The following is a 14,906-nucleotide window of genomic DNA, read 5'->3' as shown; positions in this document are numbered from 1 at the left end:
CCATGAGCACCCGCCACCTGATCTCGACCGACGACCTGACCGACGACGAGCTGCGGTACGTGGTCGACCTGGGGGAGGAGTTCTCCGCCGGTCGTGCCGTCCTGGACCGTCCGCTGACCGGCCAGATCGCCGGGATCTACTTCCGCAAGACGTCGACCCGGACCCGGACCGCGTTCTCGGCCGGGGCACTGCGGCTCGGCGCCCAGATCATCGCCTACGGGCCCGACGACCTGCAGCTGAACACCGGCGAGACGACCGAGGACACCGGTCAGGTGTTCAGCCGGATGCTCGACGTGCTGGTCGCCCGGACCGCCGGCGATCCGGAGGAAATGCGCGGCTGGGCGGCGCAGGACCGGATGTCGGTGATCAACGCGATGAGCTCCGTCGAGCACCCGACGCAGGGCATCACCGACCTGGTCACGCTGAAGCGCCGGTTCGGCAAGCTCGAGCAGCTGCGCGTGCTGTACGTCGGGGAGGGCAACAACTCGGCCGCCTCGATCGCGCTGTCGATCACGCGCTTCCCGGGCGTCCACCTCGAACTGCGCACCCCGCCCGGCTACGGCCTGCGGCCCGACGTCGCCGCGCGCGCGGCCGCCCACGCGCAGCGCTGCGGCTCGACGATCGTCGAGCGGCACGACATGGCCGACCTGCCGCCCGAGCTGGATGCCGTCTACACCACCCGCTGGCAGACGACCGGTACGTCGAAGCCGGACCCGAACTGGCGGGACGTGTTCGCGCCGTTCCAGGTCAACGCGGCGATCTGGCAGGACCACCCGAACGCGGTGTTCCTGCACGACCTGCCCGCACACCGCGGCGAGGAGGTCACCGCCGACGTCCTGGACGGCCCGGCGAGCATCGCCTTCGACCAGGCCGAGAACAAGCTGCACGGCGCGATGGCGGTGCTGGACTGGTGCCGGCGCGGGATCGTCGGATGACCGTGTCCGCCAGGCCCGACGCTCCGCCCGGGCCGCTCTGGCGGAACCGGGACTTCGGGCTGCTGTGGTTCGGCGCGGCCGCGTCGATCCTCGGGGTCCGGGTCGCGAGCATCGCGTGGCCACTGCTGGTGGTCTTCGACGGTGGTTCGGCGGAGCAGGCGGGACTGGTCGGGTTCGCCGCGCTCCTGCCGCAGCTGGTGGTACAGCTGCCGGCAGGTGTGCTGGTGGACCGCTGGGACCGCCGCAGGGTGATGCTTTGCGCAGACCTGGTCGGGATGCTCGCGATCGCCAGCGTCCCGGCTGCGATGCTGCTCTACCGCCTCACCGTGCCGCATCTGCTGGCAGCCGCGTTCCTCGAAGGCACCGCCGCGATCTGCTACCAGCTGGCGGAGCGCGCGGCTGTGCGTTCCGTCGTACATCCTGATCACCTGCCGGCTGCGCTGTCGCAGAACGAGGCGCGCAGCAAAGGGGCTGGACTGGTCGGGCAGCCGTTGTCGACGACGCTGCTGTCGTTCGCCAGTTGGATGCCGTTCGGCGTGACGGTCGTGGGGCACGCGGTGTCGATGGTGACGCTGCTGGCGATCCGTACGCCGTTCCAGCGGCCGCAGCGCAAGCCGGCGACGCTCTGGAAGGACCTGGGCGAAGGCCTGCGCTGGATGCGTGAGCAGAAGCTCCTCCGCAGCGCCCTGGCGGTCATCTCCGTGACCAACCTCGTCAGCCAGGTGCTGAGCCTCTCGATGATCCTCATCGTCAAGGAGAGCGGGGGAGCGGTCACCACGATCGGACTGATCGGCCTGGCCACAGGTCTCGGCGGACTGCTCGGCGCGCTCTGCGGCTCGTGGTTCATGAAGCGGCTCAGCCTGACCACGCTGTTCGTCGGCACGCTGGTACTGCGGGTCGTCCTGATCCCTGTGATCGCACTGACGCCGGAGCCGTGGCTGCTGGCGGGGGTGTTCGCCGCGATGAGCTGGGCCGGCGGCCTGATGAACGTCGCCGGTGGCGTCTACCAGGTCCGCATCACTCCTGAGGAGATGCAGGGCCGCGCGGCCAGTGTCGGTGCGCTCGTGACGTCCGGTGCGAACTCCCTGGGCCCGCTGACCGGTGGCCTGCTGCTGGGTGCGGTCGGTACGACGTCGACCGTCGTGGTGGCCGCGGGGGCGATGACGGTCCTGGCCCTGCTCGCGTTCACCGCCGTCCGTCGGTACGGCGGGACGAGTAACGAAAAAGTATGGGCCCGGCCGTGACAGTGAGAGGACCAGTCGAACCAAGGGAGGCACGGCCGATGAGCACGATGGAGCAGTGGCGGCCGCGGGTGGTCACGCCCGCCGACGCCGGGGTGGAGCCGACCGCGGCCGGACTGATCCGGACACTGCGCGACGAGCGCGACCTGGACGGCCTGCTGGTCGAGGCGAAGGCCCTGGTGTTCCGCGGGTTCCACGTCGACGAGGCGCACCTGGACCCGGTGATGGACCTGCTGCTGCCCGGCCGGCTGGCCTACAAGCACGGCAACTCGCCGCGGACCAAGGTCGGCGACAACGTCTACACGTCGACCGAGTACCCGCCCGAGTACACGATCTCGATGCACAACGAGCTGTCCTACGCGCACGCGTACCCGGCGCGGCTGATGTTCTCCTGCCAGGTGGCTGCGGAGACCGGCGGCGCGACGCCGGTCGTGGACGGCGAGCTGTGGCTGGCGTCCCTGGACGACGAGCTGACCGCGGCGTTCGCGGACGGCGTGCGCTACGTGCAGAACCTGCACGGCGGCGCCGGACTCGGCAAGAGCTGGCAGGACACCTTCGAGACCTCCGACCGCTCCGAGGTGGAGCGGTTCCTCGCGGACTCCGCCGCCGAGGTGGAGTGGCGCCCGGACGGCGGGCTGCGGATCACCCAGTTGCGGCCGGCAACGATCAAGCACCCGCGGACGAACGCCGAGGTGTGGTTCAACCAGGCCGACCAGTGGCACCCGGCCGGCCTCGGCGACGAGACCGCGCAGGCACTGGCCCAGATCATGCCCGCCGACGAGCTGCCGCAGTCCGTGACGCTGGCCGACGGTACGCCGATCCCCGACGCGTGGGCGGTACAGATCCGCGACCGCGGCCTCGCGGCGGCCGTCGACGTCGACTGGCGGACCGGCGACGTGCTGCTGATCGACAACCTGCTGGTCGGCCACGGCCGCCGGCCCTACACCGGCAAGCGCCGCGTCCTGGTCGCGATGTCCGCCTGATCCACCTGTCACAACCTTTCCGAGGAGCACACCCATGAGCACCACGCTGGCGTACGTGATCAACGGCGGTCCCGAGGGGCCGGGCATCGTCGAGCGGCTGACCGCCGACGGCCCGCGGATCCGCGAACTGCTCGCCCGGCACGGCGCGGTCCTGCTGCGCGACTGCAAGGTCGGCGGCGTCGAGGGCATGGAGGCGGCAGTCCGCGCGCTGTCCGGCGAGCCGCTGAAGTACGCCGAACGCTCGTCGCCGCGACGGTCGATCAAGGGCAACGTCTACACGTCCACCGACTACCCGCCGAGCGAGGAGATCTTCCTGCACAACGAGAACTCCTACCAGGCCGCCTGGCCGCGGCTGCTGTTCTTCTACTGCGACCGCGAGCCGGCGACCCAGGGCGCCACCCCGCTGGCCGACGTACGGCGGATCTACCACGCCATCGACCCGGCCGTCCGGGAGGAGTTCGCACGCCGCAAGTGGATGGTGGTGCGGAACTTCCACGAGGACTTCGGGGTCGCCTGGCAGCACGTGTTCAACACCGAGGACCGCGCCGAGGTGGAGGCGTACTGCGCTCAGAACGACCTCGAGTTCGAGTGGGTCGGGGACGGCGGGCTGCGGACCAGGGCGGTCCGGGAGCCGATCCACGTGCACCCGGACACCGGTGAGACGGTGTGGTTCAACCACATCACGTTCTTCCACAACACGACGCTGCCCGCGTCCATCCGCGAAGGCCTGCTGGCGTTCCTGTCCGAGGACGAGCTGCCGACCAACACGTACTACGGCGACGGCGGCAAGATCCCGGACGACGTGATGGACCACCTGCGGTCGGTGTACCGGCAGGAGTGGACCCGGTTCGACTGGCAGCAGGGCGACCTGCTGCTGGTGGACAACATGCTGGCGGCGCACGCGCGCGAGCCGTTCACCGGCGACCGCAAGATCGCCGTGGCGATGGCCGAGGCGTACCGTCCCGCTGCCGTTGCTCCTGCCGGGGTCTGAGCATGAGCTGGTTCCGCATCCCGCGCCCGCGTCCGAAGGCAGAGCTCCGGCTGGTGTGTTTCCCGCACGCCGGCGGGGCCGCCACGGCCTACCGCCAGTGGGCGGACCTGCTGCCCGAGAGCATCGAGCTGATCGCGGTGCAGTACCCGGGCCGGCAGGACCGCTTCCAGGAGCCGCCGCTGCAGCACTTCGGTGAGCTGGTCGACGGCGTCGTGGCAGCGCTGCCCGAACTTGCCGGTCCGACGGCGTACTTCGGGCACAGCATGGGAGCGACGGTCGCGTTCGAGGCGGCTCGCCGGATGGAGGCGGTCGGGCGCGGACCGGAACGGCTGTTCGTCTCGGCGCGGGTCGCGCCTGCCGTGACGACCCGGCTCGGGCTCACGTTCGAGTCCGAGGACGAGGTGCTGACCTACATCCGCGAACTGGGCGGCGCCGGCGCCGCGCTCCTGGAGAACCAGGACCTGCGCGAACTGGCCCTGCCGATGCTGCGCGCGGACTTCCGCCTCATGGAGACCTACGAGTACCACCCGGGCGCCCGCCTGGAGTGCCCGATCACCGTGCTGGCCGGGTCGACCGACCACACGTTCGGCGTCGCCGACGCGGCGGCCTGGGCGCAGCACACCGTCGCCGGCATCAGCACAGCCGAACTGCCGGGCGGCCACTTCTACACCGAAGAGGTGCCCGGCCGGATCACTGAGCTGATCACCCGATCGTTCACTGCCGAAGGAGTCCACCCGTGAGCACCAACCCGTTCGAGGACGAGACCGCCGACTACCGCGTACTGCGCAACGAGGAGGACCAGTACTCGCTGTGGCCCGCCTTCGCCGCCGTACCGGCCGGCTGGCAGGTCGTGCTGGAGCGCGGCAGCCGCGCGGAGTGCCTCGACTACATCAACCGGACGTGGACCGACCTGCGCCCGGCCGGCGTGCGATGAGCGGCGGCCAGCAGCCGGTCCGGCTGCCGCTTTCGGCGGCACAGTCGAGTGTCTGGTACGCGCACCAGCTCGACCGGTCCGGGCACGAGTACACGATCGGTGAGGCCGTCGAGATCCACGGCCCGGTCGACCCGGAGCGGTTCGAGCTGGCCTGGCGGCAGCTCGCCCGGGAGGCGGAGGCCTGCCGGATCGGTGCCGTCGGCGACGACGCGAACGGCGACCTGTGGCAGGAGCTGCGCAGTGAGCCCGCCGAGCCCGTCGTCACCCACCTGGACCTCCGGTCAGCGGAGGACCCACGGGCGGAGGCGTTCGCCTGGATGCGGGCCGATCTGGCCCGTCCGGTCGACCTGACCGCGGGCGCGCTGACCGCGACCGTGCTGTTCACCATCGCCGACGACGCCGCGATCTGGTACCAGCGCGGGCACCACGTCGCCTTCGACGGCTACTCCGGCGGTGTGATGGCGAAGCGACTGGCGGACCTGTACGAGGACCTGTCGCACGGCTGGGAGTTCGGTCCGAGTCCGTTCGGTACGTTGACCGAACTGATCGAGGAGGAACGCGACTACCGCGCCTCCGACGACTTCGTTGCCGATCGCACGTACTGGTCGGAGCAACTCGCCGAGCTACCGGATCCGGTCCGGCTCAGCCGCCGTACGCCCGGTCCGCAGCGGTCGACCGACGTGCCGCATCGCAGCTCAGGGGCCCTCGACGCCGAGCAGACCGCAGTACTGCGGAAGGTTGCGAAGACGGCTGGTGCGCACTGGTCGGTGTGGTCCGTGGCTGCGACGGCTGCGTATCTGTACCGCGTCACTGGCATCAGGGACCTGGTGCTGACGCTTCCGGTCACCGCACGCACCACCAGGGTCTCGCTGGCCACCCCGGGCATGCTGTCGAACCACGTGCCGCTGCGGATCGCGGTTCAGCCACGGCAGAGCATGCAGGAGCTGGTGAAGGGTGTGACCGAGGCGCTGCGCGGTGCGCTCAAGCATCAGCGCTACCGGCTCGAGGACATCCGTCAGGACCTGGGCCTTCCGGTCGACGGCCTGCAGGGGCCGATGCTCAACGTGATGGCCTTCAACCAGGACCTGCGGTTCGACGGCCACCGCACCACGCTGCACAACCTCTCCCACGGTGCCGTCGACGACCTCGCGATCGCGGTGTACGACGGCGGCGACGGTCTGCGCGTCGACCTGGACGGCAACACCGACCGCTACACCGCGGACGAGCTGGACGACCACCGCACGCGCCTGGTCCGCTTCCTGGCCCATCTGGTGCAGCAGCCGGACCAGCCGATCGGTGACGTCGAGCTGATCGCACCGGACGAGCGGCACAAGGTCCTGGTCGACTGGAACCGTACGGCGACCCACGTCGACGCCCGCTCACTGGCCGACCTCTTCGAAGCACAGGTACGACGTACTCCCGGAGCCGTGGCCCTGCGATCGGCGGGTACCACCCTGGCGTACGCCGAGCTCAACCGCCGCGCGAACCGGCTGGCACACCACCTGATCGCGCAGGGCATCGGCCCGGAACAGGTGGTCGGACTCGCGGTGCCGCGCTCGATCGACCTCGTGGTGGCGATGTACGCCGTGATCAAGGCCGGCGCCGCCTACCTGCCGATCGACCCGGCGCTGCCGGCCGACCGGATCGAGTACCTGCTCGAGGATGCGCAGCCTGCACTGGTTCTCACCACGGCCGACGCAGCACCTGATACGAAGGTGCCGTCGACGCTGCTCGGGCCGGAGCTCGACCGGCAGTTGCGGGACCGGCCGATCATCGACCCGACGGACGCTCACCGCACCACCCCGCTGACCGGTGAGCACCCGGCGTACGTCATCTACACCTCGGGCTCCACCGGACGGCCGAAGGGCGTGCTGGTTCCGCATGCGGGCGTGGTGAACCGCCTCCTGTGGATGCAGGCCGAATACCGCCTCGGCCCGGCGGACAGGGTGCTGCAGAAGACGCCGATTGGCTTCGACGTGTCGGTCTGGGAGTTCTTCTGGCCGCTGCAGGTCGGCGCCGGCCTCGTGATCGCGAAGCCCGACGGTCACCGCGATCCGGCGTACCTGGCGCAACTCATTCAGAACGAGGACGTCACGACGGTGCATTTCGTCCCGTCGATGCTGACGACCTTCCTGGCGGAGCCGCAGGCCGCGGAGTGCACGAACCTCCGTCGGGTGCTCTGCTCCGGTGAGGCGCTGCCGCAGGAGGTTGCCGAGGAGTTCGAGCGGCTGCTGCCGGAGGCGGCGCTGCACAACCTGTACGGCCCGACAGAGGCGTCGATCGACGTGTCCTCGTGGGAGCACGCCTCGCCGTCGACACTGCCGGTGCAGTTCGCCGAGCAGGTCGCCGCAACGCCGGATGCGCTTGCTGTCGTCGACGGCGAGCGACGGCTGACCTATGCGCAGCTGGACGCGGAGGCGAATCGCCTTGCGCGGTTGCTGATCGCACGCGGCGCGGAGCCGGAGCGGTTCGTTGCTGTGGCGGTGCCGCGGTCGCTGGACCTGCTCGTCGTACTGCTCGCCGTGGTCAAGTCAGGAGCGGCCTATCTGCCGATTGGTCCGGCCGATCCGACTGAGCGCACCCAGCGCATCCTGGAAGACGCCAGCCCCGTCCTGGTGGTGACGACCAGCTCGCAGACGCTGCCTACCGAGGCCCCGACGCTGCTGATCGACTCCGACGAGACAGCCGGGCTGCTGGCTGCCCTGCCGAGCGGTCCGCTCGGTCCCGAGGCGGCCGCCGCACCGCGCAGTCCGGCGTACCTGATCTACACCTCCGGTTCGACCGGGCGCCCGAAGGGTGTCGTGGTGGAGCACAAGGCTCTGGGGCAGTACCTGAGCTGGGTGTCCCGGGCGTACCCCGGCCTCGCCGGACCGACGCTGCTGCACTCGCCGGTCACGTTCGACCTCACGGTGACGGCGATGTTCGGCGCGCTCGTCTGCGGTGGTTGTGTGCACGTCGGCGCGGTCGACGAGGCCGGTGCCGAGGTGACGTTCCTGAAGGCGACGCCCGCACACCTGTCGATGCTGGAGGAGTGGCCGGACAGCCGCTTCGGCTCGGGTGACCTGCTGGTCGGCGGCGAGCAGTTGACCGGTGCTGCGCTGTCGACCTGGCGTGGACGGCACCCGGGTGTGACGGTCGTGAACGAGTACGGTCCCACCGAGGCGACCGTCGGCACGGTCGAGTACCGGCTGCGGCCGGGGGACGAGACACCGGTTGGTTCCGTCCCGATCGGACGGCCCGTGTGGAACACCCAGGTCTACGTGCTGGACGACAACCTCGCGCCGGTGCCGCCCGGCTTCGCCGGCGAGCTGTACCTGGCCGGCGTCCAGCTTGCCCGCGGCTACCTGAACCGGCCCGCCCTGACCGCGGAGCGGTTCGTCGCCAACCCGTACGGCGCTGCGGGCAGCCGGATGTACCGCACCGGCGACGTGGTCCGGTGGACGACGGACGGGGTACTGGAGTACCTCGGCCGGTCCGACGACCAGGTCAAGATCCGCGGCTTCCGGATCGAGCTCGGCGAGATCGAGGCCGCACTGCTCGGCCTGCCGGAGGTGGCCAAGGCGACCGCGGTGGTCCACACCCCGCTGATCGGCGAACCGCGGGTCGTCGGGTACGTCGTTGCTGATGGCAACCGGTTCGACGCGCGCGCGGTCCGGGAGGCACTGGCCCGGCGGCTGCCGGAGTACATGGTGCCGAGCCTGGTCATGCGGCTCGACGACCTCCCCGTGACGTCGAACGGCAAGCTCGACCGGCGTGCCCTGCCCGAGCCCGACTTCGGCGCGCTGACCGGATCCCGCGGACCGCGCACACCCGACCAGGAGATCCTCTGCGGCCTGTATGCCGAGCTGCTCGGGGTGGACCGGATCGGTGTCGACGACAGCTTCTTCGAGCTCGGCGGCAACTCGCTGACCGCGACCCGGCTGACCAGCCGGATCCGCGCGACGCTCGGCGCCGACGTGCCGGTGCGGATCGTGTTCGAGCACCCGACGGTGGACGGCCTGTCGGCACAGCTCGCGGCGGCGGGTGGTGCGCGTCCGGCGTTGACGCCGTACGAGCGGCCGGAGCTGGTGCCGGTGTCGTTCGCGCAGCGGCGGCTGTGGTTCATGAACCGCTTCGAGGGGCCGTCGTCGACGTACAACAACGCCTTTGCCGTGACGCTGCGGGGGACGCTGGACGTGGCTGCGCTGCGCAGTGCGTTGACGGACGTGGTCGCGCGGCACGAGACGCTGCGGACGGTCTTCGCCGACGACAACGGTATGCCGCACCAGGTTGTGCTGCCGCCGGCCGTGTCGCTGGACGTCGTACCGGTGACCGATCTCGAAGCCCAGCTGGCCGCAGGGGCGTCGTACGCGTTCGACCTGGCCGTCGAGGCGCCGCTGCGGATGACACTGTTCGCTGTCGGCCCGGACGAGCACGTTCTGCTGATCACCCTCCACCACATCGCCTGCGACGGTTGGTCGACCACGCCGATGGCCCGCGACATCGCCACCGCCTATGCGGCGCGGGCCGAGGGCAACGAGCCGGACTGGTCACCACTGCCGGTGCAGTACGCCGACTATGCGCAGTGGCAGCGGGACCTGCTCGGCGACGAGGACCACGCGGACAGCCGCGCCCGCCAGCAGCTCGACTACTGGACCGAACAGCTGGCAGGCCTGCCCGATCAGCTCGAGCTACCTGTCGACCGACCACGGCCCGCCACGGCGACGTACCGCGGTGACCTAGTGCCGTTCTCGGTGCCCGACGACGTGTACGACGGTCTGAACCGGCTCGCGCAGCGCAACCAGGTCAGCCTGTTCATGGTGCTGCAGGCCGCGCTGGCCACGCTGCTGACCCGCATGGGCGCGGGCACCGACATCCCGATCGGTACGCCGAACGCCGGCCGGACCGACGCGGCGCTCGACGACCTGGTCGGCATGTTCGTCAACCCTCTGGTACTGCGGACCGACACCGGCGGCGACCCGACGTTCGAGGACCTGCTGGCCCGCGTCCGCGAGACCGACCTGGCCGCCTACGCGCACCAGGACGTGCCGTTCGACCGCCTGGTCGAGGTGCTGAACCCGGCCCGGTCGTCTGCTCGGCACCCGCTCTTCCAGGTGATGATGCCGTTCCAGACCGTCGACGCCGACGCAGTCGAGCTGCCAGGCCTGACGGTCAGCCACGCGCCGGTCGACTCGGGTATCGCGCAGTTCGACCTGCAGTTGGCGTTCCGCGAAGGCGACGGACTGGCCGGGCACCTGGAATACGCGCTCGACCTGTTCGACCGAGCGACCGCAGAGCAGTTGGTGGTCCGCTACGGCCGTCTGCTGGCACAGGTCGTCGCGGAGCCCGCACAGCACCTGGGGGAGTACGACGTACTCGTCGAGGGTGAGCGAGACCTTCTGGTCGTCGAGCGGAACCAGACCGACCGGGAGGTGGACTGGACGACGATCCACGGCCTGGTCGAGCTGCAGGTCGCCCGGACGCCCGACGCGATCGCAGTCCAGGACCACGGCCGCAACCTGACCTACGCCGAACTCAACGCGGCAGCCAACCGGCTCGCACACGCCCTCCGCGATCTCGGCGTACGCCGTGACGCGCCGGTCGGAGTCCACCTGGACAGGTCCGCCGCCCTGGTCGTGGCTGCACTGGCCGTGCTGAAGGCGGGCGGCGTGTACCTGCCGCTCGACCCGGACTACCCGTCCGCACGACTGGCGTACCTGCTCGAGGACGCCGGGGCCACCCTGGTGCTCAGCCGGACCGGATTGCCCGCCTTGGATGCGCAGGTGGTGCTGGTCGACCAGCTCGACCTGACAGCACAGCCGGACACCGACCCGGAGCCGGCGACCGGACCGGACGACGTCGCGTACCTCATCTACACGTCCGGGTCGACCGGGCAGCCGAAGGGCGTGCTCGCCACGCATCGCGGAGCCGTCAACCGCTTCCTGTGGACCCAGCGCGCGTACTTCCACTACACCGCCGACTCCGCCGTCCTGGTGAAGATCCCGACCGGCTTCGACGTCTCCGTCGGTGAGATCTTCGGGCCGTTGAGCGAAGGCGCGCGGCTGGTGATCGCCCGGCCCGGCGGACACCTCGACACGACGTACCTGCGCGAGACGATGGACCGCGAGCAGATCACCCACGTGTACTTCGTTCCGTCGATGCTCGCGGTGATGCTCGCCGAGGGCGGTCTGGACGAGTGCAGGTCGCTCCGGGTCCTGCTGTCCGGCGGTGAGGCGCTGCCGGTGGCGCTGGCGGAGCAGGTCCTGCGGCGGTTGCCGTGGGTGGAGTTCGTGAACCAGTACGGCCCGACCGAGACAGCCATCGATTCGACCGCGTACCGGGTGACGTCGGTGGAGGGGCTGCACCGCGTGCCGATCGCTGCGGTCGACGGTCCGGTCGGGCTGCACGACAACGTCACCTTGTACGTGCTGGACGAGGACCTGGCTGTCGTACCCACCGGAGTACGCGGCGAGCTGTTCATCGGCGGTGCCGGCGTGGCACGTGGGTACCTGCGGCGGCCGGAGCTCACCGAGTCGCGGTTCGTCCCGAATCCGTTCGGGGAAGGGCGCCTGTACCGCACCGGTGACCAGGTGCGCTGGACCGCCGACGGCCGGCTGGAGATCCTCGGCCGCGTCGACGGCCAGGTCAAGCTGAACGGCGCGCGCGTCGAGGTCGGCGAGATCGAGGCCGCGCTCACGGCGCACCCGGCCGTCCGGCAGGCCGTCGTCGTGGTCCGGGACGAGCGCCTCGTCGGGTACGCCGTCACGGACAGCACCGACAGCACCGACAGCACCGACAGCACCGACAGCACCGACAGCACCGAGAACCTGCGCGAGTACCTGGCGGAGTCGCTGCCCGAGTTCATGGTGCCGGGGGTGATCGTCCGGCTGGACTCGTTGCCGCTGACACCGAACGGCAAACTGGACCGGGCGGCCCTTCCGGCGCCGACCACACAGACCCGGACCAAGGTGGCCGCGGCCGGGTCGGTCGAGGAGACCCTGGCCAACCTGTACGCCGAGGTGCTGGGCGTCGACCACGTCGGTCCGGAGGACGGCTTCTTCGCACTGGGCGGCGACAGCATCCTGTCGATCCAGCTCGTCAGCCGCGCCCGTAAGGCCGGTCTGGTCTTCACCCCGCGCGACGTGTTCCGCCACCAGACCGTGGCCGCACTGGCCCCGATCTGCGTGGCCGCCTCCGAAGGCCATGGCGCGAAGCAAGCCACGGCAGGACCTGTGCAGCTGACGCCGTTGCAGTCCGCGCTGGCGGCGACCGGTGAGGTGTGGCCGGGCTTCCACCAGTCCGTCCTCGTGCAGGCCCCAGCTGGTTTGGGGCTGAAGCGGCTGACCGATGCGCTGCGGAAGCTCGTCGACCATCACGACGCACTGCGCTTCCGAGTACGCCGAGGTACGCCGTGGACCGTGGAACAGCGGCCACCTGGTGTGGACGTCGCGTCGTGGGTCACCCGCGTGGACATCAGCGGGCTGGACGCGGGTGCGATCGAGCAGGTCCAGGTGACCGAGGCGGAGGCGGCGCGATCGCGATTGACGCCGTACGACGGCGTCATGCTGCAGGCGGTCTGGTTCGACGCCGGCGACGCACCTGGCCGGCTGCTGCTGATGATCCACCACCTCGCGGTCGACGGCGTCTCCTGGCGCATCCTCTTGCCGGACCTGGTCGCCGCCTTGGAGGGCCGTGCGCTCGACCCTGTCGGTACGTCGTTCGCGACCTGGAGTGCCCAGCTGCCGGCGGCGGAAGTTGTTGCGCAGCAGGAGGAGGCTCTGCTCGGCAGCCGGGCGCTGGATCCAGCGGTGGACACCGCAGGTACCGCCGAACGGATCACGTCGACGCTCCCGGCCCCCGCGCTGACGCAGGTCGGTCAAGCAGTGCACGGCAGCGTTGAGGACGTGCTGCTCGCCGGATTGGCGTTGGCCTTCGTGCGGTGGCGTGGCGACGACGAGGTTCTGGTTGATCTCGAGGGTCACGGGCGTGACGTCGTACCCGATGCGGACGTGTCGCGCACTGTCGGATGGTTCACGCAGGTGCGGCCAGTCCGGTTGCGTGCTGTGGGCAACGATGCCGCAGCGACGCTGAAGGCCGTCAAGGAGCAGCTGCGGACACCCGCGAACGGACAGGCGCAGGTGCAGGTGAACTACCTCGGCCGGACCGCCACCGCCGGCAGTGGCGACTGGTCGCTGCTGAGCACAGCTGTGGTCCCAGGCGCCGATCCGCGGATGCCCCTCGGTCACCCGCTCGAGCTGAACGCACTGCTGCTGGACGGTCCGGACGGACCGTCACTACAGGCCGAGTGGACGTTCGCTCCGGGCGTCTTCGAAGCCGACGACGTCCGTCGGCTCGGGGAACTGTGGTCGGAGGCACTGGACGCGCTGGCACGAAGTGGAGCGTCCGGCCGCACGCCGTCCGACTTCCCACTAGTACACATCGACCAGCGCACCGTGGAAGACCTGGAGGCCGCCCATCCGGGGCTGGCCGACGTACTGCCGGTGACGTCCTTGCAGGAGAGCTTCCTGTACCACGCGCTGCTGGCCGACGACGGTGTCGACCTCTACACCGGACGCATCTGGCTCGATCTGCAAGGACCTCTCGATCGGCCGCGGCTGCGCCGGGCAGCGGAGAGCCTGCTCGACCGGCATCCCGCCTTGCGCGCCGGCTTCGTCCACGACAGTGCCGGTACGCCGTACCAGGTGGTGCACGGGCAACTGGCGTTGCCGTGGTCGGAGCTCGACCTGAGCGGTCTGAGCGAGCTGGACCGGGAGGCGGAGCTCCTGCGCGTCCTGGAGCAGGAGCAGCTCGACAAGTTCGATCCGGCGCGACCGCCGCTGCTGCGGTTCCGGCTGATCAAGCTGGGCCCCGACCTGCACAGGCTCGTGATGACGAACCATCACCTGGTGCTGGACGGCTGGTCGGTGCCGATCCTGTTGAGCGAGCTCTTCACGACGTACGGCGGAACGAGCCTGCCCGCCACAGCGCCGTACACCTCGTACCTGGAGTGGCTGGCCGGCTGTGACCTCGATGCGGCGCGCGCTGCGTGGCAGGACGCGCTGTCCGGGCTGACCGAGCCGACCATGGTCGCCGCGCCGGCGTCCGAAGGCGCGGCCGCAGTACCGGAGCGAGTGATCGAGCACCTCGGCCCCGAGTTGGACGAGGCCGTCTCAGCGCTGGCCCGGCAGGCCGGCACGACAGTGGGCACGGTGCTCCAGACCGTCTGGGGCCTGTACCTGAGTCGCCTGACCGGTCAGCAGGACGTCGTGTTCGGTACGACGGTGTCCGGCCGGCCGCCGGAAGTACCCGGGGTCGAGACGATGGTCGGCCTCTTCGTGAACACGGTGCCGGTCCGGGTCCGCGTCGACGCCGGCCAGACCCTGCGCGGGCTCCTCGGCCGGATGCACGAGGAGCTGGCCGGACTGACCGCCCACCACCAGCTGGGGGCGGCGGAGATCCAGGCGACGCAGGGCATCGGTCCGCTGTACGACAGCACGATCGTGCTGTTCAACTACCCGCTCGACGCGGGGCTGATGAACCTGTCGGTGGACGGGCTGCGGCTGGTCCACATCGACGCCCGCGACGACACCCACTTCGCGCTCCGGCTCAGCGTCTTCCCGGCGCCGGCCGGCACCGGGCGCACCACCCAGCTCAACCTCGACGCCCGGCCCGACGCGTTCAGCCGGGCCGAGACCAGGGACCACCTGCGTCGGTTCGTCGAGTTGCTGGAGCAGCTGACCGCGGACCCGGACGCCGGCGTCGTCGTCCCGGTCCAGGTCAGTCAGGCCGAACACCAGCTGCTCACCGAATGGGGCGGCTACCAGTGATCCGGAACACCCCGAG

7 protein-coding genes are annotated in these 14,906 nt (G+C 70.4%); all 7 read left to right on the top strand.

All coding sequences use genetic code 11. The features are described 5' to 3' along the window. Positions 1–2 precede the first annotated feature (2 nt). The 7 genes from ABN611_RS00775 to ABN611_RS00745 are packed head-to-tail and all read left to right on the top strand — an operon-like array spanning position 3 to position 14,890. Positions 3–935 carry an ornithine carbamoyltransferase gene (locus ABN611_RS00775; RefSeq protein WP_350277770.1) on the top strand — a complete coding sequence of 311 codons (933 nt, stop codon included), beginning with the start codon at positions 3–5 and terminating at the stop codon, positions 933–935. Continuing rightward, the gene (locus ABN611_RS00770) at positions 932–2,179 is read left to right on the top strand and encodes an MFS transporter (RefSeq protein ID WP_350277769.1); all 1,248 of its coding nucleotides are present in this window, start codon (positions 932–934) and stop codon (positions 2,177–2,179) included. Before ABN611_RS00775 ends, ABN611_RS00770 begins: the two co-directional genes overlap by 4 nt. 38 nt (positions 2,180–2,217) lie before the next feature. Next, positions 2,218–3,159, top strand: a complete 942-nt coding sequence (locus ABN611_RS00765; protein ID WP_350277768.1) for a TauD/TfdA family dioxygenase — start codon at positions 2,218–2,220, stop codon at positions 3,157–3,159. A 34-nt stretch (positions 3,160–3,193) separates the two neighbouring features. Then, on the top strand, positions 3,194–4,150 hold the full coding sequence (locus ABN611_RS00760) for a TauD/TfdA family dioxygenase (protein ID WP_350277767.1): 957 nt from the start codon (positions 3,194–3,196) through the stop codon (positions 4,148–4,150). Between the two features lie 2 nt (positions 4,151–4,152). Continuing rightward, positions 4,153–4,890 (top strand): alpha/beta fold hydrolase, encoded by a 738-nt coding sequence (locus ABN611_RS00755; RefSeq protein WP_350277766.1) that lies wholly within the window; start codon positions 4,153–4,155, stop codon positions 4,888–4,890. Continuing rightward, positions 4,887–5,084, top strand: coding sequence for an MbtH family protein (locus ABN611_RS00750; RefSeq protein ID WP_350277765.1), 198 nt, complete (start codon positions 4,887–4,889; stop codon positions 5,082–5,084). Before ABN611_RS00755 ends, ABN611_RS00750 begins: the two co-directional genes overlap by 4 nt. Next, on the top strand, positions 5,051–14,890 hold the full coding sequence (locus ABN611_RS00745) for an amino acid adenylation domain-containing protein (protein ID WP_350277764.1): 9,840 nt from the start codon (positions 5,051–5,053) through the stop codon (positions 14,888–14,890). Before ABN611_RS00750 ends, ABN611_RS00745 begins: the two co-directional genes overlap by 34 nt. Positions 14,891–14,906 lie beyond the last annotated feature (16 nt).

Source organism: Kribbella sp. HUAS MG21, assembly GCF_040254265.1.
Taxonomy (GTDB): domain Bacteria; phylum Actinomycetota; class Actinomycetes; order Propionibacteriales; family Kribbellaceae; genus Kribbella.
The sequence above is the reverse complement of the archived record's forward strand: the minus strand, read 5'-3'. Positions and strand labels throughout refer to the sequence as shown.

Coding starts and splice junctions, on each gene's coding strand:
- ABN611_RS00765 (WP_350277768.1), top strand. CDS start 2,218: ATGAGCACGATGGAGCAGTGGCGGCCGCGGGTGGTCACGCCCGCCGAC.
- ABN611_RS00775 (WP_350277770.1), top strand. CDS start 3: ATGAGCACCCGCCACCTGATCTCGACCGACGACCTGACCGACGACGAG.
- ABN611_RS00760 (WP_350277767.1), top strand. CDS start 3,194: ATGAGCACCACGCTGGCGTACGTGATCAACGGCGGTCCCGAGGGGCCG.
- ABN611_RS00770 (WP_350277769.1), top strand. CDS start 932: ATGACCGTGTCCGCCAGGCCCGACGCTCCGCCCGGGCCGCTCTGGCGG.
- ABN611_RS00755 (WP_350277766.1), top strand. CDS start 4,153: ATGAGCTGGTTCCGCATCCCGCGCCCGCGTCCGAAGGCAGAGCTCCGG.